The following is a 24,157-nucleotide window of genomic DNA, read 5'->3' as shown; positions in this document are numbered from 1 at the left end:
GGGTTAAATTCTAGTTAAGGTGCATTACAATAGGTCTGGCAAGTACCTAATCCCTCTTCCGTTAATATGTGTTAGCAAGCGGATTATTAATTTGGTTTTATTTAAATAGGAAATACATAGATATGTAGAGGGAATGGAAGAGAAATGGGAGTGATTCACTCTCTTTTCTTAAATTCCTAATTGAAAACAGTTATACTTTAGGTAATAGGTTTTAAAAGGGGGAAGTAAATTGGGAAAAAAGAAATCAGCCCTAACAGGATATTGTTTGGCGTTTTTTCTCGGTATAGTGGGGGCTCATTTATTTTACTACCGTAAATATATACGAGCTGTCGTGTACTTATTGTTGTCATGGACGTTCATACCTATTTTTCTAGGTTGGATCGATATGATATTCGTGGGGAGATGGACTAGAGAGATTAATGGAGATGAAAAAGTGCATACTCCAAAGAAAGCGTCGGATAAGTCTAAAGAGACAACGAATATAAAGGGTGAAATAGATAATAAATTACAGGCGTACAGGGGTGAGATGAAGAATAAAACGAAAGTAACAAAATCTGAAAAAGAAAATGGTAGCTCTGAAAAAGCATCAGGTGCTAAGACTAACAAAGTGTCCTCTTTCTTAAAAGATAGCTTTACATTTTATTCAGAACAAGAAATTATCTTACCGAAGTATAGCCACCTCAAAACAACTTCTGAGATAAAGGAGTCCATTGAAGAAGCCAAGAAACCAAGTAAGAAAAGTTATGATCGAGATGGATTTTCATTTGAGATCTCAATATCAGGTTCGCACTATTCGTTTATAAAAGATTCGTTAAAGTATGCTCAAACCCGAGGGTACGAGTGTAAAGAAATACCGTTTGAATCTTACTGGCCCACGTTTGAAAGTTTAGATAAACGTCGTTTGAAATGGTACTTTTATTGGAGAGAGCAAGCGTTAAAAGGTAATTACATGGATGTTGATTTGAGCTATATCTTTATATTTGTGTATGAGCTATTAAATTACACTTTCAATCAGAATGCGGCGTTCAACGTAAGTATGTTGGAACGTCTAAATGATAACTATAGAGAACGGCAACCAAAATTAATAAAGTATTTAGATATGTGGATTGCGGATATGTTATTAGAATTAGGAGAAAAAGATTTAGCGATTCAATCCACAAAAGAAGAACAAAACCGTCCTAAATTATATAATCTCATCCAGGGGAATGGCGACTCGCTATCGTCTATCTCTATCACCTACTGGAAGCCCTATATTAAAAACTATCGTGAAACTACTTTTTTCGCTTCTCATAAAAATAAGATCTATAAAAAGTTTAAGCAAAGCATTCCCCTGTTGCAGGAAAGTTATCAAGAAGAAGGTAAAAATCTCCTTGATGAATGGTTTGGCACACGTAATGAGCGACAAGTTCGCCATTTATACCGTAGCGCTGTGATGGGGAGAAAGTATGACGATACTCATGTATATGTAAATGTTATTTATGAAAAAGAAGCTCTCTCAAATGTGGTAACAAATTTATTCAGGCTGGCAGAAAACGTCGTTCGTATAGAAACCGGTGAAAAACGTCAGATTAAGGTGGATTTAGAAATGCTTTCAGATGATATGAAAGAGAAGATGATAAATGCGCGTTTCAAAACCGTTCAAAAAAAGGACGATAGCATTAAGGGTAGCAAAATCCCTGAGCCACCTAAAGAAGAAAAGTCTCCAAAGCCGAAGGAAAAGGAAGATAGAAAAGACCTCGAATTTGACTGGGAAGAAATCAATCAGAAAGACAAGGAATTAAATCAGATAAAAGATAAGATTGAAGCGAAAGAAAGTGATTCGGAAGACTCTCCGAGTGCAGAAGGCATCCAACCGGATGTTAAAGAAGAACGTAAGAGTAAAGAGTTCGATACGGGGATGAATCCTAAGAAAGAAGAAGAAACCAAGACATTTACAGATTTCTTTTCAGATGGAGAAGAGAATTTTGATGAATTGGTAGAAGCTTTGAATCAAGTGCAAAAAGAGTTTCTAACTCTTTTCGTAGAGGGTGAAATCCGGACGGATAAAGCAAAAGAGTTTGCAAAAGATCACGGTATGATGTTAGGCGTTTTCCTTTCAGAACTAAATGAACTCGCAATGGAACATATTGAAGATACGTTATTAGAAGAAGAGGATGACAAAGTTGTAATTATAGAAGATTATGAAGAAGTTATTGAATTGGCAAGGGGTGTGAGCATTGAAAATTAAGAAAAGAGATTCAACTGCTGTGTTAAATTCATTATCTGGTGGTGTGGTTCCTTCGAGGGGGCTACATCACATTATGGTAGGTAGAACAGATGAAGCAGACCAAATATTACAAGACCTTGAAAATACGAAGAAAGGATCTTCTATTGTGAAATTCTTTATCGGTCCGTTCGGGAGCGGAAAGAGTTTCATTCAAGCATTAATTCAACAAATCGCGTTTAATGAGAACTTTGTTGTGGCAAAAGCAGATTTTTCACCTGAACGAAGGTTGTATGGAAGTGAAGGCAAAGCTGTGGCTATTTATACGGAGTTGATGAAGAACTTAGCTATAGCAACAAAACCTGACGGAAGTGCACTTGGTACCATATTGGATAAATGGATTAGTAGTGTGCAAACACGTGTGGTTCAGGAGAAAGAATACGGTTCGGTAGAATTCGATAACCCTGGTTTCGTGAAAGATGTTGAGAAGGAAATTACCTCAATCGTATCAAAAATGGATGATTTAACAGGAGGGTACGACTTCTCAAGGATCTTAACAATCTATTTTAGAGGGTTCATAGAAGACAATTCTGAACTTCAGCGTAGTGCTCTTAGGTGGCTTAGAGGAGAATATGCAACCAAAACAGAAGCGCGGAAGGACTTAGGAGTGCGAGATATCATAGGAGACAATAACTACTATGACTACATTAAAGTAATGGCTAAGTTCGTTTCCCAAATAGGGTATGCTGGTCTTGTAATTAACTTTGATGAAGCAATAAACCTTTATAAGATTACACATCCTCAGACTAGAGAGAAAAACTACGAAACTATTTTAAAGGTTTACAATGATGCTCTTCAAGGAAATGTGGAAGGTTTGTATATTACCTTTGGAGGAACACATGAGTTCTTGGAAGATGAAAGGAAGGGCTTATTTAGTTACGGTGCACTAAAAAGACGGTTAGAAAGTAATAAATTTGAAACGAATGAACACCGAGACTTATCCCAACCTGTTATTAAGTTAACTCCTCTAAACCATAATGACACATTTCTACTTCTGACTAAATTGACAGAGATCCACGCAGCTCACTATGGTTATGAACCTAATGTAACAAAAGATGAGATAGCTTCTTTCTTGAAGGCGGAATATAATCGTCCTGGTGCTGAAGAAAATTTGACGGTAGGAGATATTATTCGAAATTACTTGGGGGCTCTCAGTATTATCCATCAACACCCTGATTACAACAGAGAAGAGATATTCGGGAATCCAACAAGTGAAGAAGTACAACCAGCAAGCAAAATTTCTTCTAGATTTGCGAGTTTGGAGGATGAGTGATGGGTTCTTTCAATCTTTTATCTAAGACTATACAGAAAAAGATCTGGCGAATGAAATGGGAGTCCTTCACACATGTTCAAGATAAAGCCATACCTGCTGTAATAGAAACAGACCACGACATTATCTTATCTTCTGGTACAGCTTCTGGTAAAACAGAAGCTGCTTTTTTACCCATTATTTCAATGATAGAGAAGGAAGCTGAAGAAACACTAAAAGTAATGTATATATCCCCATTAAAAGCACTGATAAACAATCAATTTGAGCGCATTGAGTCATTATGTGATGAAACAAACATACCTATTCACCGTTGGCATGGGGACATCTCTCAATCCAAAAAGAAAAAATTTGTTCAAAAGCCCGCAGGTATTCTTCAAATCACACCTGAATCGATTGAGAGTTTGTTCTTAAATCGCACTGAGCAATTGCGTAATATCTTTAAAGGATGTGATTTCATAGTTATTGATGAGATCCATTCTTTCTTAGATGATGAGAGAGGGGTTCATCTTCGATCTCTTCTATCCAGATTGGAACGGTACATGAATAAACGTCCAAGAATCATAGGTTTGTCTGCTACGATTGATAATTTTTCTTTAGTAAAAGACTGGGTTAACTTCCAATATCCTGAAAAGGTTACTGTTATTGAATCGATAGGGAGCGATAAAAACCTTCTTTATAGTCTGATGCACTTTGATGGTGAAGAGTCACATAAAACCCCTTTAAATCTTTTTGAAGATATTAGGGATTTAACACGCAATCAAAAGGCGCTTATCTTCTGTAATAGCAGAGGACTGGTAGAAGAGGCTACAGTGTTGTTAAACCGTTTAGCGACTCGTGAGGGGATGGGGGAGACATATTTTCCTCATCATTCTTCAATAGACAAGAAGGAACGTGAACATGTAGAGAAAACGATGTCTGAGTCAACCCTTCCTAAGAGCGTAGTAGCAACAAGCTCACTCGAACTTGGAATAGATATTGGAAGTATTGATATTGTTATACAAATTGACAGTACGTTCACAGTTTCTGCTCTAAAGCAAAGGTTAGGGCGCTCAGGTCGAAAGAAAGATTCAAATCAAATGTTACAGTTGTATTCTACTAAATCTGATAGTCTCATACAGTCGGTGGCAGTAATGGAGTTGGTCCGTGATAAATGGGTGGAACCAGCGATAGGATATCCTATTCCCTACGATATATTGTTTCACCAAATAATATCGATTTGTAAAGAAACTAATGGCATCCAGCTTAGAGAGTTGATAAATATGGTGAAATCAAACGCAATGTTTGAAAGTCTCTTAGAAGAGAATGTTCGCCTTCTCGTGGAGTTCATGTTGCAGAATGAGCACCTTGAAAAAATAAAAGGTTCAAATGAGTTGATAGTAGGGATAGAAGGAGAGAGACTCCTGAGAGGAAAAGAATTCTATTCAGTTTTTATGACGAACGAGCAATATGAAGTTATTGAAAATGTAAAACGAATCGGTACAATTGATAAACTAATGTTCCTTAATGAGTCAGACAATATCATATTAGCAGGTAAGCTATGGAAAATTAAAACGGTAGACTCTGAGAGGAATAAAATCTATGTAAATAAAGCCTTTGATGGAAAACCTCCAAAATACCTAAGTGGTGGCGTTAAAATACACAAAAAAATAGCTGCAAAGATAATGGAGTTATTATGTTCCACGAAGGATCTTCATTATTTAGATGAAGAAGGAAATGCTACGCTGCAAGATATGAGAAGAAGTTATCGTTATAATAAATTATCCTCAGGTGATAGGGTTATTTGGAGAGATAAAGATACTCAGTTATTTGAGACTTTTACCGGAACGACGATTACAAATACATTGGTATGGATGTTGCGAAGTAAAGGGATCTACGTATTAAGTAGAGACGGACTAGGTAGGATAGAACTTCCTATAGACTGCCAGATCCTTACTATTTTAAATGAAATTAGTGAAGAAGACTGGAGTGTAGCAGACTTATTAACAAATGTTAGAGAATCAGAGTTTTTTATGTCAAAATACAAGCCATTCCTGCCTAAGAGTTTGCAAGATGAAATGCATGTAGCACATGAGATGGATGTAGAGGGAGTTAAGGCATACTTAGATGAATTTGATTTTAAAGTTATCTCGGTACATTCATAAAAAGTGAAGTTAACAACTTATAATTAATATCGGGGTAATTAATTTTATGGAGAGATTGAGCTTGAGAGCGAGAGGGACAGGTTAGTTGTCCCGCCCATTATATTGGTTCATTATGGTTTGTATTAACCTTAATACTACTTTACTCCTAACTTAAAGTTCTGTGATTCGCTCTATGCTATTGGGATATTTTGTAATTATTGGGACGATGAACCTGTCCCTGTGTCCCTCCTTATCTCCATTTGTTTGATTTCAAGATGTTAGCTGCGTGAGTAACTCTTTCATCTTTGGATAAATTCAAATCATTGAAAGCATTAGTTTGTCTAATTTCTTTTCGTGGAGTCGCGAGAATTTGAGTTACTTCTTCTTCATTGAGAACAAATTTTCGGGTTATGGCGATAGTAGCCATCTTTTTTTCCTCCTCATTGCACACTTTTCTTTTCTCAACTTTCGGAAAATGTTTCGACAAAGTATGATATAAACCGGGTGGTGCCAGGCACCACCCAATAGCAGCTATAGTAAAATCCTTCATTAAGATTTGAATTCAAGCGTGTTAATAAACAAGTCCAAGATCTTAGTTGAAGGTTGCGATTTATTCGTGACATAGTAAAACTTTCTCGTATCTTTGTAATTATCTATACTTACTGATTTGATTATTTCCTTTTCTAATTCGTTTTGTACAGCCATTTTCGATATGTATGACACGCCTAGCCCTTTTTTTACTGCTTCTTTTATTAATTGGGTACTACCAAATTCTAAGATTCTCTTAGGATTAATCCCCGTTTTGTTAAACATGTTATCCGTAACTTGTCTTGTCCCTGAACCTTCCTCTCTTATGATCCACGTTTTGTTAGAAAGATGACTTTTATCAGCTTCATCGTGAATAAAAGTAGTTGGTACGATAATGACCATTTCGTCCTCTGCAAACGGTTTGGTTTGAATAAGGTCGTCTGTCACTTCTCTTTCAATAATTCCAATATCCAGGTTGTTTTCTTTGACTTGGTTTGCGATTCGAATGGAGTTTTTAATGGTGATTTTAGGCCTTATTTTCGGGTGGTTGGTTATAAATCTTGAAATGAGATCAGGTAAGAGGTATTCACCGTATGTAAAGCCTGATCCTATATTTATTGGACCACTAATTCCTTCATGCAGTTCGTGAATTAACCTTTCCGCTAGTGAGTATTGATTTAATATTTGTCGACCATGAGAGTAAAGAATCTCCCCTGCTTTTGTTAAACTGATTTGTTTATTTGTTCTATGTAGCAACTGGGCATTGAAATTCTTCTCTAATATCTTCAAATTCTGACTTATTGCTGATTGAGTGATGAACAGCTTTTCGCCAGCGCGAGTCAGATTTTTTTCTTCAACTACAGTAATAAAAATCGTCAGTAAGCGATCCATATCAACTAAATCCCTCCATTTTATAATTAGATTTACTTATCATCATCGTAATAAATATTAATTTCACTTATCTTTATAGTAATGGTAATATTATGAATATTCAATTAAAACTAATTAGTAGGAGGGCATCACATGAATTTAGCTAGCATACCTAGAAGAAAATATAATTTTGGACCAACACCGATCGAACGGTTAAATAACTTATCTGACTATCTAGGCGGACCTGAAGTCTTTATGAAACGAGACGATCTTCTTGGATTAACTGGAGGAGGTAACAAAACAAGAAAATTAGAATTCCTCGTTGCAGATGCCTTAAAAAATAATGCGGATACGTTGATCACTTGTGGCGCTGTACAGTCCAACCACTGCAGATTAACCTTATCAGCAGCAAAGAAGGAAAAGTTAGATTGCCGGCTTGTGTTGGAAGAACGAGTAAGTGATAGTTATCATCCAAAAGCGAATGGGAATAACTTTCTTTTTAATTTACTTGGCGTTGGAGGGGTTACGGTAGTACCAGGCGGGACAAATATGGCAGAAGAGATGGAAAAAGTTGCAGAACAAGTTCTGGCAGAAGGGAAAACTCCTTATATTATTCCTGGAGGTGGTTCAAACGAGATTGGTGCTACTGGTTACGTTGCCTGTGCGCAAGAAATCTTGATGCAACTCTTTGAAGAATCACTAGATATTGATTACATCGTTACCACTAGCGGCAGCGCCGGAACGCATGCAGGTCTTCTAGTAGGTATGGAAGGGAACAATAACCCTATCCCAATTGTTGGAATTAGTGTGAATAAGGAGAAGAACTTACAGGAAGAGAATGTTTATAAATTAGTTAACAAAACAACAGAGTATTTAAATGTCTCAAATAAAATCGATAGAGAATCAGTAAACGTTTTTGATGATTATGTGGGTCCCGGGTATTCTCTGCCAACTGAAAGTATGAATGAAGCGATTACGCTATTAGCACAGGAGGAAGGAATCCTATTAGATCCAGTGTACACAGGTAAAACAATGGCTGGGTTTATTGATCTGACACGTCAAGGTTACTTCAAAAAGGGCGATAAAGTCTTATTTATACATACAGGTGGTTCGCCAGCTCTTTACGATTATACATCGCTATTCCAATGAAATAATTGAGATTTGAAAAAGGTAGGGCTTCCTCAACGTTCAAAAATAAATTAACTCGAGAGGATGTACCCTACCAATGTCTAGTAGAATGAAGAATTTATTAGAGATTAACTTCCAATCGCTTCTTTATAAACGAACAATTTGAATTTAAAACTATCAAGATCAACAAACGCCCTTAATGTACAAAGGAAGAAAACAATACCTTTTCAAACAAGCCTCTCATTAACACGAAACTCCGTCTTATCTTTTCTAAGCTACTCGTTTTCAACCCATGACTTACATAACAATATTACTTTACGGAAGATAAAATTCAGTTCAAGAAGCTCATAATTAGCTTGTATTGCTATTTCATTCAGTTTAACGTTCGAAAAATCTGAAGCTGCGACAGAGCACTACCTCACCTTCATTATTCGTGAAGGGTACATCTATCTCCCTATCTATTAACGATCAAAGGCTTATTGACTATACCAATCCTTATCTGAAGCTTAAAGACTCTTAGGTTAAGAAACAAAACTATGAGGAGGGACATAATGAATCAGGATAGTAAAAAGCTAGAAATGTATGGAGGTACATTCGGAGGGTTTTTACCTTTACTGGTTTTTCTCATCTTTTTAATTGTATTGTCTGTATTTGAGCGAGGTGGTACTCAAGCCTTTTGGGCTGGAGGCTGGATTGCGATCATAATCGGTCTGTTCTTGGCTAAAAACAAAGGTGCTTATAGCGAAGCGATTGTTAAAGGGATCGGTAACAAGAATGGTGTCATGATCATCACGGCATGGCTATTTGCCGGTGTCTTCGGCAAACTCATGCAGGCAGGAGGATTAGTTGATGGACTCATATGGCTCGGACTAGAATTAGGTGCACAAGGAGCTGTGTTTACTGCACTTGCCTTTGTTATTGCTGCAATTTTTGCAACGGGGGTAGGAACGAGCACAGGTACAGTGATCGCCTTGACCCCTGTTTTGTATCCAGCTGGTATCTTTTTAGGTGCTGATCCAGCGATGCTCGCAGTAGCTATATTGGCTGGCGGGGCATGTGGTGATAACCTCTCTCCAGTTTCAGATACGACAATTGTTTCCGCTTATACCCAGGGGGCAGTTATGCGTGATGTTGTTCTAAGTCGTCTCCCACTCATAATCGCTGCAGGAGTCATTACGATTATCGTATTATTAGTAGCTGGCGGAGGCGGTGAGGTTAGTTCGTTAGCGGCTATTAATCAGAATGCAAGTCCATCCGGTTTGTTGATGATGGTAAGTTTACTTATTGTAGTAGGTGCAGCTTTGATGAACAGACACATTATAGAGGCTTTAATATACGGCAATATCACGGCTGTCATTCTTGGAATGAGCATAGGAAATATCCAACTGACTAACTTATTTTTTATCCCGGCTGAGCGGGGAGAAAGTACCGGCTTAATTGAAGATGGGATACTCGGCGTAACGGGCGCAATCATGTTCGTGCTGCTGGTCCTTGCCATCACACAAGTTCTGATTGAAAGCGGCGCAATGTCAAAACTCTTAAAATCAATCGAAAAATCAGTAGCCAAAACGGTAAGAAAAGCAGAAGCTTCTATTATATTCTTAACATTACTCGTTTCAATACCAATCGCAAATAATGCACCCGCATTAATGGTAATCGGACCTAGCTTCGTAAAGCCACTTGGAGAAAAGTTCCGTTTATCGCCATCAAGAAGAGCAAATCTAATGGACTGTGCTGTAAATACAATCTTCTTCATTTTACCGTGGCACGTAGCGGTCATCGTATGGCATAGTACATTAGCTGCAACCGCACTCGCGTATAACATACCGCTACCTTCCATATTAGTGGCGGCCTTTAATCCATATACCTGGGGCTTATTAGTCGTATTGATATTCTCTGTCATTACAGGGTGGCGCCGGACATTCTCTGAGAAGGTTCAGGTAGGAGAGGCTGTGCAAGAAGGGGAGGATGCGAGTAGGGCGGCGTTATAAACAAGTCTAACTAAAAACGGATATTAGAAAGTAAAACTTCCTGGGAATTAACTATGAAATTATAGTCATTACTCTAAAAGTCTTTGGGATAGCGGGGTACCACATCAATAAAGTGGTAGCCCTGTTTTTATGTTAGTAACGGTGCACTGTTGAAGAGCTAGAGGATCGAACAAGGATCAGATAACAAACTGTTTATAGATAACTTTGAGGTAGCTAGTTTTTGGATATTGAGAATGAAGCATTTGTGAACCATTTAAACTATTAGACAATGAAGGAAACTAAATGAGTATGGTGAAATAAGTAGGAAGTAATTCATTCGTTAAAAAGCAGGTTAAGCTGAAAACGCAATGTGGTATTACTCCAACAAGAGTTTGTTAGAACATTACGTATAACAGAGGGTTCAGGGAGGTGTATGATGCAAAAGGCCATCACTGTGAGATATCAATCCGATAAAAACAATAACGTAGATGAGTTAAATCAACTTCTCCAAGAGGGATGGAAGGTTGTTTCTCAGAGTCCAGTTGGATTGGTACCATTGGTTTCTTCACTTGTTGTTCTGGAGAAAAGTTAGGATTCGTTGAAGAAAGAGAATAATTGTTTAGCGCATTTTCAAACGGCGTTATTTGTAAGAAGCAAAATCGAAAGTCCTAATTCAGACAAAGTTGATGAATTTTATCGGAATTGAGTGTATGATGGAATAAGACGTAATAAAAGGAGTGGTTCTATGCCATCAGTAGAAAGCTTTGAGCTTGATCATAACGCAGTTGTTGCGCCGTACGTGAGACATTGTGGCGTTCATCAAATAGGAACAGATGGACTTGTTAACAAATTTGATATTCGCTTCTGCCAGCCGAATAAACAGGCGATGAAGCCGGACGTGATCCACACACTTGAGCATCTGCTTGCGTTCAATATCCGCACGCATGCAGAAAAGTATGATCACTTTGAGATCATCGATATTTCTCCAATGGGCTGCCAGACCGGCTACTATCTGGTAGTTAGCGGTGAAGCTAAAGTTGAAGAAATCATCGATCTTATAGAAGACACACTGAAAGATGCCATCGAAATCACTGACATTCCTGCAGCGAACGAAAAGCAGTGCGGCCAGGCTAAACTTCATGACTTAGAAGGTGCTAAGCGCCTTATGCGTTTCTGGCTTAATCAGGATAAAAAAGAATTGGCGAAGGTATTCGGGTAAGAACAGAAAGCAGTGTCCTGCGATGCGGGGCGCTGTTTTTTTGTCTGCTATCGGTGTAGCTTAAGCCAGAGGGAGAGGTTAGTTGTCCCATCTAAAAGTCTAAAAGCGATCACGTTTATTTTTAAGATTTACTAACCTGCTAACTATTTTGCTTTTATTTGCAAATGAAACGTTTGATTCGTTCCATTACATATAGCTTACTAGGTAATTGTTGGGACGATGTACCTGTCCCCATAGCCGTCGAACCGTCTAAGTCAGTCTTGTTTTCCAAATTTCGGGGTGATCTTGAAAGTTAAAATTGTCTTGTTACTTTGGGGTGTAATACTAAAGTCATAGAAAAAGTCCTGACTTAATAAAGTTAGGACTTTTTGTGTGGTTATATTTCCATTTAAAATAAATATTTTCCATTTAATTTAAAATATATGGTACTATTAACCTTGGTAAAATTAAGGGGGTACTATAATGGGTCAATTTTTAGGGATAATAGGGATTTTAGGATTACTAGTTTGTATTGTTTTGGCTGTAGTTTCATTAATCAGAAAAAATGGAAAAGCTAAGAAATATTTTGGATTCGCTGCTCTTTCGTTTGTAATGTTTGTCATAGGTGTAGCAGTTTCTCCAACAGAAGAAGTAAGTAGCGATCCTGTTACAGAAGTAGAGGCTGAAGTTGAAGAAGAAGTTAAGACAGAAGAAGAAATAGCTCAAGAGAAGAAAGAAGCAGAAGAGAAAGCGAAAGAAGAAGAAGCACGAGAAAAAGAAGAGGCTGAAGCTGAGAAAAAGGCAGCAGAGGAGTTAGCTGAAAAAAAAGCTAATGCTGAACCAATCGAATTCAAGCAGCTCGAAAAAAATCCAGATCGATATACTGGTGAATATGTTAAATATACTGGAGAGATTGTCCAAATCATCGAAAGTGATGATTACACAAATATCCGCTTAGCAGTTACTAAAGATTCTTATGGCTACAGTTTTGATGAAATTATTTATATTGAATACGATGGATTAACGGAATTCGTTGAAGAAGACGTTGTTACCATATATGGCACAGTCTATGGGTCACATGACTATACATCTCAAGCGGGTTATGAGTTAAGCATCCCTGGTGTTTTAGCAGATGAGATAACAGAATAAGAAGAGAAAATCAAATCGATACCTGCTTTCAACATGTTCGCAGGTACCGGTTTTTTTATATTCTAACTGTGATTTATTTATTTAGATGTACCTACATATATTTATATATCTTTGCGAATAGGAATGAATTATAATCTTCTAAAGGAAAATATTGTGAATGATCAATGGAGGGATACTTTATGCCGGGGCGTTTATGGGAAAAAAGTTTAGATGAACTTGAATTGGTAGAACAAAACTATATAAAACAAATTCAAGAGGAGCCAGATTATAATTCACATCCTTCATATATCTTAGTTCTTGAAGCTATGCATAGACAGGCTAGAAGTAAATCCGATCAAAGTTATGAGTTATATGTAAAAAAGAAGCTTTTGGCTACGTTAATTAAATATGGCACTTATTTAAAGACTGTTTATCAAAAGGATGATAATGCTGCCCATAAGTCGCTAATTAAAGCATTGAAATATGACAAATACAATCCTATTGCAAACTATCGATTAGGATTTTTAGCTTATAAAAAGAAGGATTATAGTAAAGCAATTAATTATTTTCAAACTGCATTAAAAAGCAATTTGGATAGTTATTTAGAATATAGACTTGAGGATCAACAAATCTATTATGCTCACCTTTATTTAACCAACAGCAGTCTTCATATTGCAGCCAACACTCATATGTCTTTAAGACAATTAAATTTACATACCAATCAAGAAGCCTTACCAGGACTAGAAATGTCTTCGTTATATGCTTTAGTGGAACAAACCGATCATTATCTTCACCAGCATGCATTTTATAAGATGGAAAGAGGAAAGCAAAGTACATGTTCTAAAGAGGAATGTGAAGAGTTAGCTTACAACCCTGAATTAAATAGCTTGGTCTTATACTCTAATGATAGGACCAATGAGCTCATATTTAATAACAATAGTGTCTTACTAAGTGAAGATCAGAATATTATGCTGAGACATTTCCTTATGAATAGTAATGAAGAAAAAGCACTAACACGGACTGCTTTTATGGATGTGTTTGAACAGCTTGAAGTAATGGAAAGAGTGGCCTTTGTTCAAAGAATTAGACGATTGAGGCGGAAACTAATTGAATGCAATATACCTCCTATCATTGAAACAACAAGTTCGAGTGGTGAACCAGCTTATTATTTCAATAATGCCATTGAATACACTGTGTTATTTAGGGTAGACGACGGCATGGCAAAAGAATACATCGCTGAATGACAGGGGTGTCATCCTTCTTTTCGTATACTGATCTCAAGAAAAGAAAAGGAGAGATGACATATGAAAACATGGAATCAATTGTTTATTCGTCAGGGATTTATAGTGAAAGAAGTTAACGATAAGAGCTTTGATTGTACAACGGAAACTGAGGAAAACGTATCTTTCTTGCTGGAAAGTTTGAATGGGCTGTCCGTGGACTATCAATATTCAACTGAAACAAAGCTTCTTGTCTTGATGGATGATGCCGTTACTGAAGAAGAGTGGCTTCAAGTAGTTGATTTTGAATATCGTGGAAGAGGAGAAGGCCTTTCGTTTCAGCCTGGTGTAGAACAACCAAAAGTGCGTGAGTTAGATACGCTTATAAGTGGCATCATACGTCAATTGAATCGTCTTGGTCTCTATACCACGAGTAGTTGTGAAGGACATTTCGAAAGAGGACCTATCATCGGATTTCTTAACAAGGATAATATGGAGACTGTGGGAAAACTATTTGAAGCAGTAGGTGTAAAAGAAAAGGAAATGAGAATTTCCTATACAACTCTGTTTCTAAGAACCAAACGAGGAGAACTATTAAACCTCGGTGAAAAATTAAGTCACATTCAACCAGAATGGCTTGAAGAAAGTCTTGAATATATTAGAAAGCAACTCTTCAACCATCAGTTAGAGGAGCTTCTGTCTATAGATGGTGAAAGTGGAGATGAAGAAAGAATTCGTGCTTTCGTAATCGAACGTCTAACTCCTCACGTTGATAAGCTAGCAATCGATGGGTATGGAAATATCCTTGCTCAAAGAACATATAGAACTGGTAATGGTCCTACTATACTATTAAACGCTCATTTAGACACTATCTTTGGCTTTGATCCAAATCGCTTTATCGTAAAAGATGGACCAATATGGTCGAGCAGTGAAGGAATTCTCGGAGCTGACGACAGAGCGGGGGTTGCTGTTTTGTTAGAAGTTGCGGAATCCTTATCTCAATCCAACTTTAATGGCACCGTGAAGTTTGTGTTTACTGTTGAAGAAGAGATTGGTCTAAGAGGCGCTAAACATGTGGATGAGTATTTTCTATGGGAAGTTGATGCATCAATAGTAGTGGACCGAAGAGGTACTGGAGATATTGTGACTTCATGTGGAGGATACATGGATTTCTGTCACAAAAGCTTTGGTGAGTTTTTTGAAAAAGTTGCAGAGGCAGAGAAATTGGAAGAATGGAAATGCACTATCGGAGGAAGTAGTGATACGAGAATATGGGCATCCCATGGTATTCAAAGTGTAAATCTTTCAGCAGGGTATTGGAATGAACATTCTGATGAGGAACAACTGGATGTGGAAGCGTGTTTTAACACTGCAACATTAATTAAAGGGATATTTCAACAATCAAGGGATTTAATAAGAATTCTTAGAGAAATCCGTAGAAATACAAAACCCAATCAATCAACTATTGCTGGTTAACCATGAGCACTTAAAAAGGAGCTAGCAACGAAAATAGAAGATAATTAGTATTTACCTTAACTGAGTTGGCAGTTACTGACTGATAGTCAGCTCAGTTATTCTTAATGTTCATATGATTAACACTACCTCAACGTTAACGTTTACTTTAGACTCCGAGTTATTTGAAATTGTAAAAAGATAACCTAATCAAAAAAGAAAGTAGTTAATGCTGGACTTACTATCTAGTGCAATTGTGATAGTAGTCTAATATGTGAAGGGTGCTGTTATGAAAAATAAACCACTTTTCTTAATGACATCAATTAAAGAGAATGGCTCAAAGAGGAATGTCAAAAGCGATATAAATGCAGTGGTTTAATGATCCTTAATAAAAGGTGGTTGAAAAGTAATCTTGTAATACTATACTGATGTTTTTAAAGTATAAATGTTATAATATTCAGAAAAAGGAATAATCCATAATTGTTATACCTTATTTGTGTACCGGGAAATGGGGGAGCTTATGAGATCACTAGTAAATTGCAGCACGTTAGAAGAATTTGAAGTAGTGCTAACAAAAATGTTCGAGAAAGTGTCCATCATAAATGAACTTACTATTGGAAAGTTTGCTTATAAGAGGCTTGAAAATCTAATTTCTGAAAAATTAATGAACAGGAGCAAACAGGCAGATCTAATTAATATATTGTGGAAAAAATATCCTTGCAGTTGTATGTCGTTAACGGTATTTATAGCCATTTATAAGTATGATGGAAACTATTGGGCACGGTTTAAGAAGGCAACCAATTGTAATGATGATCAGAGATGGAAGGAGTGGTTTCTGTACTATATAAAAATGAAAGGGCTTCCTGTCTTTGATGAGAGGGGTACTCAAAAGTATGTAAGTACAATCTTAGGTCACGCTGGAGTTCCAAATAGAAGTATAAGCGGTTTTGTTCAAGGATTAATTCAACCAGCAATTAATTTTGGACTTGATGCAGAGGAAGCGATTACTAATTTAAAAGACTTTGAACAAAAGCAAATAAATAGTACTTATATGCTACATAAAGGCGTACGTGATTATTTGTTAAGCGGGGGTAAAGTAGCGGTTGATTTTGTTGATCGATGCATTCAGGTTGTACAAGAAAATGAGAGGCCTTTTATAGAGAAATACAAAGGAATATTACCAAGAAGAGTGCTCAAAGGAATAGAGGAAACCCTTATTGAAGGTTATGATGGGAAAATAACCAAAAGTGAGAAAATATTATCTCCAATCATGAAATTGGATCCTTATTTGGATGGAGTATACATGACTATTCCTATTCAAAAGGTTTCTATTACATGGGTTGAGCGATCTAGTAGTTGGAGAATTATAAAAAAAGATGATCTTTTTGAAACGATTCCGTGTGACATAGTCTTATTATCAAATTCTAAACAATATGAATTAATACCTAAAACAAATAAATTGAATATAAACCCTGATGAAACTTACAGGTTAGAACTAGAAGTAGATGGAAAAATTTTTCGTCAATGGAAGTTTGATACTAGAGAAGCAATGTTGTTTGATGCGGTTTCTAAAAAGAACTTAAACAGAACTTTATTGCACAGTGGATTGTATTGGATATTAATTAGAAAAGATTTTTTTCTTTCCAGTGAAACGGAAGAATTACATGATCTAACAAGTACCGCTTTATATGATGAGTGGAGTAATTATATATTATATGAAATTTCACCCCAACAAAATCAGAAGATTATATATGAGAATAATGAAGAGATCATTGAGTTTGAAGTGTTCACTAAAATAGATAAGCCAAAATTTTTAGAAGAAAAAGAAACGATATGGGGGGGGGAAGTACCTTCTTTTTTTAAAGTGCCAACTCTGTGTATTCCGGTCTCTACTTATCCTAATATCCGCAATGAGCTAAAGAAGTGGCAATTGAAAATTTATCATGGCCAAAGTAATAGTATGATAGAGAAACCATTAGAGGAACTTGAAAATCATATTAAACTGGTAGGGAAATATTTCGAAATAAAACTAAGTGAAATAGAGATCGGCATTCAAGCAGGTAAACATGAGTTAAGGGTAGTTGGTCCTTTAGGTTATGATATAAAATTATCATTTATTAAACTTCCATCATTTCTAATAGTTAATGACATTGTTAGACCTGAATTACCAACATCAAAGGCAGGATATATTTATCGTGAATATGAAATAGATGTAGATAGCTCGTATATTATCACCTGTTTATGGCCAAGTGATTCTGAATTCTACCAATTGAATTCAGGTGAGAATAATAATAAGTACAAATTAAAAGTACCAGTGAAAGTATCCAAATTAAAAATGCAAATGACGAATATAACTACATCAGAATCGTTTGAAGTAGATTTAATCACTAAACTTATAACTTGGAATATTTACAGAAACCAGGAAACGGAGATTCAAAGTAATGATAAACTTTCGATTAGCGAGTGTGACTTAGAGAATAATGACTATCGGATACTACTAAATACAGAGTATTTAAAACACCAATCAGATAGAAATTACCTAACAGCAATAATTTCTTTGAGAAATAATAAGGGGAAGGTAATACAAAAGCAGATAAAGAAAGTTCGTATTGGTTCGCAAATACCAATAGTAGTAAAACACTTCAAAGATACTATAGTTCAACATGCTTCTAGTCAATTTACAATATGGCTTGAATTTGATTCATTTTTAACCACTCCAATTTCATTGATAAGTGTGACTAAGTATTGGACTATCAATAATGTAATTATTAATTTATCTGATAATGCTATGCGATTAACTTGGAATGAAAATATGTCGGTAGAAAATAGGATCATTCGAATTTGGAATGAATCACAACCTTGGAAAGGATACCAAGAATTTAGTATTGAAGAGAGTAACAATCAAACCGCTGTTCCATGGATTGGAATGGCTGAAGGAACTTATCTCTTTGAATGGGCAACGGATAGGGAAGATAATGATATTTTTAGTTTTCTAGAAGAGGTTAAATATCCAAAAAGTGACTCAACTAATACTTTTCGTTGGTCGTATTCTGATTCTTTAAACATTCAAGTTAATAAATTGGCAGAACAATTACTTAATGGAAAGAATAATAGAAAGAAAATTGATATTCTGCATTCTGATCTAGAAGAGATACTAAATGGGATTCTTTTATATGGAGAGAACTATGTGAAACTCTTAAAAGAAAATCATTTTGCATGGTACGAAGTTATTCATTTGCAGAAAAAACAGATATTAGAATCATTGAATTCCATAATGTTGGATGATAACAAAATAAAATTAATAAGGAATTTATTCGGTATTCAAGAATGGACAATTGAAGAAATAGGTGAACTTCCAGGTGGGATTTTAAGTGAAGTGATATGCAAGGATGATAGAAATAAACTACAGGTAGGGGATTTTGGTCAAACTCTTGGGATGTATTCTACTATGATAAAAAAGACAGTTGAGGATTGCCACATTGTATCTCAACTAACTCCGTTTATCGATGTGTTAATTAAGGATTTTTCAATTCAGCATGAACTAATACAATATCTGATAAAAAGGAATAGTAATCTTGAATATCACAAAAAAATTAAAGCATTTCTAAATAAGCATCGTCTACAACTCTTAGATTTATATGACTGGCTAATGAACAGGTCTATTATCACTCCTGATATAAAAGACCTTTTAAATACACGATGGGAGAATACTGATAACCCTATTGATATTAACTTTCCGTTTTTGGTTGCTGTTACTGCGCTAGGGAGTCGATTATTAGCGCGGAACATAGATTCAATACCAGTTTCATACAAAAGAACAATTAGAAGTGCTGCCAATGATTTAATCAGTTTTCATCCTAGTTGGTTTCTATTTGACTGTACTTTTATAGAGATGAAATTACAAAATAAACTTAAAGGAGAAATACTTCAATGAGTATTCATCCAATTAACGGTACAGAAAATATTGAGAAAACATATAAACGATATTTGATGACTGCATTTCATATGAATAATTCTAATTTTACGAGACAGTTCTCTAAGTTGTTAAGTGAAAAAGATAAATTTGTAAAGGGTCCTTACTTGGAAATAACTGCTCCATATCAAACAGGCAACAGTATTGAAGATCTTGTTGCTGAAGGAATTCTTTCTCCAGGTATGAAAACTTTGTCTCAAGAAGATTTACCAATGGATCGTCCCTTATATATTCATCAAGAAAAAGCGATTCGAAAATCAGGTGAACGAAGAAATTTTGTTGTTGCAACGGGAACTGGGAGTGGTAAAACTGAAAGTTTTCTACTTCCAATTTTAAATGAATTATTTTCACAAAAAAAAGATGGGAAGCTTGGACCAGGTGTAAGAGCTTTATTAATTTATCCTATGAATGCTTTAGCAAATGATCAAGTGAAAAGGTTAAGAGGATTACTAGCGAATAATCCTGAAATTACTTTTGGGAGATTTACTGGAGAAACGAAGGAAAGCAAACTAGAGGCTAATGAATATTATCGCAACCAAAATGACGGAAAGGAACCATTATCTAATGAGCTACTTTCAAGGGAAGAAATGCGAGATTCTCCTCCACATATTTTGATTACTAACTATGCCATGCTTGAATATTTGTTATTGAGGCCATCCGACACCCCATTGTTTGATGGTCAGTACTCAAATGAATGGAAGTATATTGTTTTAGATGAAGCGCATTCATATAACGGAGCTAAAGGTATTGAGGTAGGTATGCTTCTTAGAAGGTTGAAGGATAGAATATTGAAAGAACGACCAATTAGAGGTTCGCTTCAGTGCATAGCTACTAGTGCTACTTTAGGTAGTGGAGACGATTCAAAGAGAAAAGTGTTGAAATTTGCTGAAGCTCTATTTGATGAGCCGTTTAGATGGGATCCCTTAAATAGAGATAACCAAGATCTAATTGGAGCTGTAAGAATAAAATACGAGGATGTATTTAACTATTGGGGCAGTCCAGACTGGAAGGCTTACAAATATATTAAAGAAAATATTGAAAACAGTTTTATTGATAAATTAGAAAATTTGATCGAGTATGGGTATCCCCCAGATTTAATTGAAGAAATAGCCCATTCATACACAGATCCAAATAAAATATTATATGAACTTCTTAAAGGGGACTACAATCTTTGCAAGTTAAGAGAAAACCTTAATCACAAACCGAAGTTGTTAAGGTTATTAACTGACGATTTAGTTCAGTCATTCTATTCTTCAAGAGGAGAGTACTTAGAAACTCAATTAGCGAATGAATTGTTAACTGTATTCGTGGATTTAGCTGTGAGAGCAAAAAGTCACGAAGCCGACCTACCATTATTACCTGCTAGATACCATGTTTTTGTAAGGGCAATAGAAGGTGGTTATGTAAGTTTCCTACCTGAACCAACCATTTATCTAGATCCTCAAAAGTATGTTATTGATGGTGCTAAACAATATCCCGTATTTGAAATTGGGGTGTGTGATGGCTGTGGCCAAGTTCACATAATTGGAGAAGAAGAGGATGAAAAGTTAATTCAACAAAAAGGGATGAATCCTGATCCAGAATTAAGGTTTAATGCGTATATGATCGTTGATAGTCCTGAGAGTGTAGAGTCTGTTGTTGATGAAGATGAAGAAATATTAGTGGGGGAAGACACTAGTGAAACTGAGTTATTTGAAGTATGTCCTGGATGTGCTACTATTTCTCGGAAAGGAACTCTTAATAGAAAAAAGTGCTGCGAACAGTATGGAGATGTAAAGCCCATAGTAGTGACCAAGGAAAAGATAGTAAAAAACAAACAAGCAAAATGTCATAATTGTGGAAAGAGAAGTGAAAATCCAATACGTTTGTTTGTCACTGGGCAAGATGCAGCTACGAGTGTGCTTGCGACCTCATTATATCAAGAGCTTGTTGTTACATCTGCCTCCTCGAATATAACTAAAAAGGAAGAGATAGTAGTTTCCAGTGAAGATGATTTGTTTGATTTTATAGACTCTGGACATAGCTCGTACAGTGATAGTGACTCTATGAACTATCATCCTCAAAAGTTATTAATTTTTTCTGATTCAAGGCAGGATGCGGCATTTTTTGCACCATATTTAGAAAGAACATATAAGCAAATTATGTGGAGAAGACTCATCTTAGAGTCCATTGAAGAAATTAATAGTACAGATTTAAGGTTAAACAACCTCGTGATTTTTATCAAAAAAAGAGCAGAAAAAGCTTATTTATTTGATACAGGAATGAGCTCTATAGATAAAGATAGGCTAATTGAATCATTTATTATGAAAGAACTTCTCCATTTTGATAAGAGACACTCTTTAGAGGGTGTAGGATTGATTTCTTTTCATGTACCTATACCAGAACAGTTTAAGGGGCAGCTAAGTAAAATAGCACAAAAATTCGGAGTTAAAGATTTCGAAGTTTGGCCACTTTTTGAAACACTTTTTGACTCATTTCGTATACAAAATGCTTTAACATATCCTGATAATGTTGACCCCAGTGATCAAATATTCTCTCCTAGAAATAGAAGAGGTTATATGACGGGGTATAAATCTGTATCCAAAGCAAAAGTTTCATCATGGTTACCTGCTGAGGGTAAGATGAACAGACGGTTAAATTATTTAGTAAGGATATATAAGAAAAAAGGGAAGAGCGAGGAAGAAGCAAAACAATTTGGAACTAATCTACTGAAAATCATCTGGGATCAACTAATATCAAGTGGTAAATTGCCAGAGTATTTCGAGAAAACGAATGTGAAAGATGCAGGTACTGTATTTGCTATGTCCCATAGGCATTGGACAATTCAATATGATAATAACCAAGTATGGTATCAATGTTCTCATTGTGCTAACTGGACAGTTAGAAATGTAGAAAGTGTTTGTCCTAACTTAAAATGTGAAGGAATTCTAAAGGAAGCTAAACCAGCAGATGTATTAAATCATTATCAAGAGTTGTATAAAAGTATCATTCCTATGAAAATGACGACAAAAGAACATACTGCACAGCTTAGTTCCACGCAAGCCACTTTATACCAACAAGAATTTATTGATGGAAAAGTAAATGTACTGAGTTGTTCAACTACTTTTGAAATGGGAGTGGATGTTGGAGGTTTAGAGTCAGTCTTTATGAGAAATGTCCCACCAGAAACTGCAAACTATGTGCAAAGAGCAGGTCGTGCTGGGAGGCGGCGTTCATCAGTAGCCTACTCACTTACTTATGCACAAAGAAGATCACATGATTTATCTTATTATAAAAAGCCTGAAGAAATTATTGCCGGAGAGATAAAACCTCCGATATTCAAAATGGAGAACGTGAAGATTATCCAGCGACACATGCATTCAGTGGTTTTTTCTGCGTTCTTTAAAGATTACCCAGAATACTTTGGTAAACTAGAAAACTTTTTTCGATTAGATTCAGAGACAAATGAAGAAGAAAAAGGAACGGAGAAAGTAAGGGAATTTCTATTACAAAAACCATCCCATGTTTTGAAGTCATTAAAACGTGTTATTCCAGATACGCTTTATAATGTGTATGACTTGAATAACTGGGGGTGGGTTCGAACATTTAGCTCTAAAGAAAAGGGTATCCTTCAGAAGACTAAGGATATTTACGAGAAGGATTTAAAAGAACTTTATGAAATGCGCGAGGAAAATTATAAACAACAAAAAGATTCAAGCTATATGATAAAAATGATTAAAACAATTAAAGACAAGCCACTCATAGGCTTCTTGTCTTCTCATAATGTTTTGCCAAAATACGGATTTCCGGTTGACGTTGTCGAATTACAAGTTAGAGATAAAACAGCTGACCAAGTCACTTTATCTAGAGATCTTGCGATAGCAGTTTCTGAGTATGCACCTGGGGCAAAGATAGTAGCAAACGGCTTAATATATAAAAGCGTTGGACTCAAGCGACTTGCAAATTACGAATTACCATCAAACCAATACATTCATTGCAAGAGCTGCGGACATTATCAAACTATTTCTCGTTATAACAAATCTTTGGTCAATGAAGTTGTAAATTGTGAATCTTGTCATACTGAGAATAAGATTAAAACATTTATTAGTCCAATATTCGGGTTCATATCTAGAAAAGAAACAAAGCCAGGTGAGCATCGTCCAGCGAAAATGTTTCGTTCACGAATCTTTTTTTCAGAATATGATATCCAGGATGTTGAGAACGATCTTGAAGTAGAAGGGGCTTTGAAATTCGGTAAAATTAATGCGGTGTGGAAATATTCACCATTTGGTAAATTAGCTGTTGTTAATGAAGGTAAACAAAGAGGCTATCGCATCTGCAAAATCTGTGGAGCAGATTCCAATAATACTAATCAAACCACCCGGCATCATAAAACACCTTGGGGTACTAACTGCAGTGGACAATTTGAACACGTTCAGCTAGGACATGAGTTTATGAGTGATGTAATGGAATTAAAGTTTGAAAATATGCCTGTTAAACCTGAAAAGTCAGATGTGTTTTGGAATTCATTATTGTACGGAATGCTTGATGCAATCAGCTCAATATTAGGAATGGATCGTAATGATATTAACGGTTGTATTTACTATAAAAATAGAGTAAATCCATCAATTATCATTTTTGATACGGTACCTGGTGGTGCGGGCTATACAAAAGAAGTAACTCAAAATCTTAAAGAAATTATAGAGAAGACTTTACTCATATTGTTGGATTGTACCTGTGGTTTAGAAACTAGCTGTTATGGTTGTTTGAAAAACTATAGCAACCAATATTGTCATGATACATTATCAAGAGGTGCTGTTATTGAAGTGTTAGAGAAAGTAGTTGGGGAGAAGGTCAGTCTTTAAGAGTCACTATTCTAATTTTATTGAATAATGCTTTTGTGATTTCATGTAATCATTGTGATAAGAAATAAGTAGAATCGAGGAAACGATTTTATTAATTAAGGTTATCTATATGATTGAAGAAAGACCAGGTAGCCATATCTATCTATGTGTTGCCTGGTCTTTTTGTTTGTACATGCGGTGGTGAGTTATCTAG

At 35.8% G+C, this 24,157-nt stretch carries 14 protein-coding genes; 12 read left to right on the top strand and 2 right to left on the bottom strand.

Translation table 11 applies throughout. The annotated features are described in order from the left end of the window. Positions 1-229 precede the first annotated feature (229 nt). From JI666_RS09250 to JI666_RS09240, 3 genes are read left to right on the top strand one after another with little or no spacing between them, the layout of a single operon-like run. The gene (locus JI666_RS09250; protein ID WP_206891095.1) at positions 230-2,227 is read left to right on the top strand and encodes a TerB N-terminal domain-containing protein; all 1,998 of its coding nucleotides are present in this window, start codon (positions 230-232) and stop codon (positions 2,225-2,227) included. Next, a complete protein-coding gene (locus tag JI666_RS09245) occupies positions 2,217-3,536 on the top strand; it encodes an ATP-binding protein (protein WP_206891093.1) in 1,320 nt (439 codons plus the stop codon). Before JI666_RS09250 ends, JI666_RS09245 begins: the two co-directional genes overlap by 11 nt. Continuing rightward, positions 3,536-5,674 carry a DEAD/DEAH box helicase gene (locus JI666_RS09240; protein WP_206891085.1) on the top strand — a complete coding sequence of 713 codons (2,139 nt, stop codon included), beginning with the start codon at positions 3,536-3,538 and terminating at the stop codon, positions 5,672-5,674. Before JI666_RS09245 ends, JI666_RS09240 begins: the two co-directional genes overlap by 1 nt. A gap of 229 nt (positions 5,675-5,903) precedes the next feature. Here JI666_RS09240 and JI666_RS09235 read toward each other — a convergent pair whose 3' ends face one another. Both JI666_RS09235 and JI666_RS09230 read right to left on the bottom strand, forming a co-directional pair. Further along, entirely contained in the window at positions 5,904-6,080 is a 177-nt protein-coding gene (locus JI666_RS09235; RefSeq protein WP_206891083.1) for a hypothetical protein, read from the bottom strand. Between the two features lie 122 nt (positions 6,081-6,202). After that, positions 6,203-7,072 carry a LysR substrate-binding domain-containing protein gene (locus tag JI666_RS09230; RefSeq protein WP_206891081.1) on the bottom strand — a complete coding sequence of 290 codons (870 nt, stop codon included), beginning with the start codon at positions 7,070-7,072 and terminating at the stop codon, positions 6,203-6,205. A gap of 132 nt (positions 7,073-7,204) precedes the next feature. On the opposite strand from JI666_RS09230, the gene cuyA reads away from it, so the two are divergent. The 9 genes from cuyA to JI666_RS09185 all read left to right on the top strand — a co-directional run bounded on the left by cuyA (position 7,205) and on the right by JI666_RS09185 (position 23,964). Beyond that, complete coding sequence (gene cuyA / locus JI666_RS09225) at positions 7,205-8,200, top strand: D-cysteate sulfo-lyase (protein ID WP_206891079.1); 996 nt, start codon at positions 7,205-7,207, stop codon at positions 8,198-8,200. A gap of 530 nt (positions 8,201-8,730) precedes the next feature. Continuing rightward, positions 8,731-10,170, top strand: a complete 1,440-nt coding sequence (locus tag JI666_RS09220) for a Na+/H+ antiporter NhaC family protein (RefSeq protein ID WP_206891077.1) — start codon at positions 8,731-8,733, stop codon at positions 10,168-10,170. Between the two features lie 415 nt (positions 10,171-10,585). Further along, positions 10,586-10,741 (top strand): hypothetical protein, encoded by a 156-nt coding sequence (locus JI666_RS09215; protein WP_206891075.1) that lies wholly within the window; start codon positions 10,586-10,588, stop codon positions 10,739-10,741. Positions 10,742-10,894: 153 nt separating this feature from the next. Then, entirely contained in the window at positions 10,895-11,368 is a 474-nt protein-coding gene (locus JI666_RS09210) for an S-ribosylhomocysteine lyase (RefSeq protein ID WP_206891073.1), read from the top strand. A 462-nt stretch (positions 11,369-11,830) separates the two neighbouring features. Beyond that, complete coding sequence (locus tag JI666_RS09205; protein WP_206891072.1) at positions 11,831-12,496, top strand: hypothetical protein; 666 nt, start codon at positions 11,831-11,833, stop codon at positions 12,494-12,496. Between the two features lie 179 nt (positions 12,497-12,675). Next, entirely contained in the window at positions 12,676-13,719 is a 1,044-nt protein-coding gene (locus JI666_RS09200; RefSeq protein ID WP_206891070.1) for a tetratricopeptide repeat protein, read from the top strand. 60 nt (positions 13,720-13,779) lie between these two features. After that, positions 13,780-15,171 carry a M20/M25/M40 family metallo-hydrolase gene (locus JI666_RS09195; RefSeq protein ID WP_206891068.1) on the top strand — a complete coding sequence of 464 codons (1,392 nt, stop codon included), beginning with the start codon at positions 13,780-13,782 and terminating at the stop codon, positions 15,169-15,171. Positions 15,172-15,667: 496 nt separating this feature from the next. Continuing rightward, the gene (locus JI666_RS09190) at positions 15,668-19,081 is read left to right on the top strand and encodes a hypothetical protein (protein WP_206891067.1); all 3,414 of its coding nucleotides are present in this window, start codon (positions 15,668-15,670) and stop codon (positions 19,079-19,081) included. Then, complete coding sequence (locus JI666_RS09185; protein WP_206891066.1) at positions 19,078-23,964, top strand: DEAD/DEAH box helicase family protein; 4,887 nt, start codon at positions 19,078-19,080, stop codon at positions 23,962-23,964. Before JI666_RS09190 ends, JI666_RS09185 begins: the two co-directional genes overlap by 4 nt. The last annotated feature ends 193 nt before the right edge of the window (positions 23,965-24,157 follow it).

It is taken from the genome of Bacillus sp. NTK071, assembly GCF_017303315.1.
GTDB lineage: Bacteria > Bacillota > Bacilli > Bacillales > Guptibacillaceae > Guptibacillus.
Note: the sequence above shows the minus strand (reverse complement) of the source record. Positions and strands in the feature narration are given on the sequence as shown.

Excerpts from the sequence above, each read along its gene's own strand:
- JI666_RS09240 (WP_206891085.1), top strand. The coding sequence starts at position 3,536 with ATGGGTTCTTTCAATCTTTTATCTAAGACTATACAGAAAAAGATCTGG.
- JI666_RS09235 (WP_206891083.1), bottom strand. The coding sequence starts at position 6,080 with ATGGCTACTATCGCCATAACCCGAAAATTTGTTCTCAATGAAGAAGAA.
- JI666_RS09230 (WP_206891081.1), bottom strand. The coding sequence starts at position 7,072 with ATGGATCGCTTACTGACGATTTTTATTACTGTAGTTGAAGAAAAAAAT.
- cuyA (WP_206891079.1), top strand. The coding sequence starts at position 7,205 with ATGAATTTAGCTAGCATACCTAGAAGAAAATATAATTTTGGACCAACA.
- JI666_RS09220 (WP_206891077.1), top strand. The coding sequence starts at position 8,731 with ATGAATCAGGATAGTAAAAAGCTAGAAATGTATGGAGGTACATTCGGA.
- JI666_RS09215 (WP_206891075.1), top strand. The coding sequence starts at position 10,586 with ATGCAAAAGGCCATCACTGTGAGATATCAATCCGATAAAAACAATAAC.
- JI666_RS09210 (WP_206891073.1), top strand. The coding sequence starts at position 10,895 with ATGCCATCAGTAGAAAGCTTTGAGCTTGATCATAACGCAGTTGTTGCG.
- JI666_RS09205 (WP_206891072.1), top strand. The coding sequence starts at position 11,831 with ATGGGTCAATTTTTAGGGATAATAGGGATTTTAGGATTACTAGTTTGT.
- JI666_RS09200 (WP_206891070.1), top strand. The coding sequence starts at position 12,676 with ATGCCGGGGCGTTTATGGGAAAAAAGTTTAGATGAACTTGAATTGGTA.
- JI666_RS09195 (WP_206891068.1), top strand. The coding sequence starts at position 13,780 with ATGAAAACATGGAATCAATTGTTTATTCGTCAGGGATTTATAGTGAAA.
- JI666_RS09190 (WP_206891067.1), top strand. The coding sequence starts at position 15,668 with ATGAGATCACTAGTAAATTGCAGCACGTTAGAAGAATTTGAAGTAGTG.
- JI666_RS09185 (WP_206891066.1), top strand. The coding sequence starts at position 19,078 with ATGAGTATTCATCCAATTAACGGTACAGAAAATATTGAGAAAACATAT.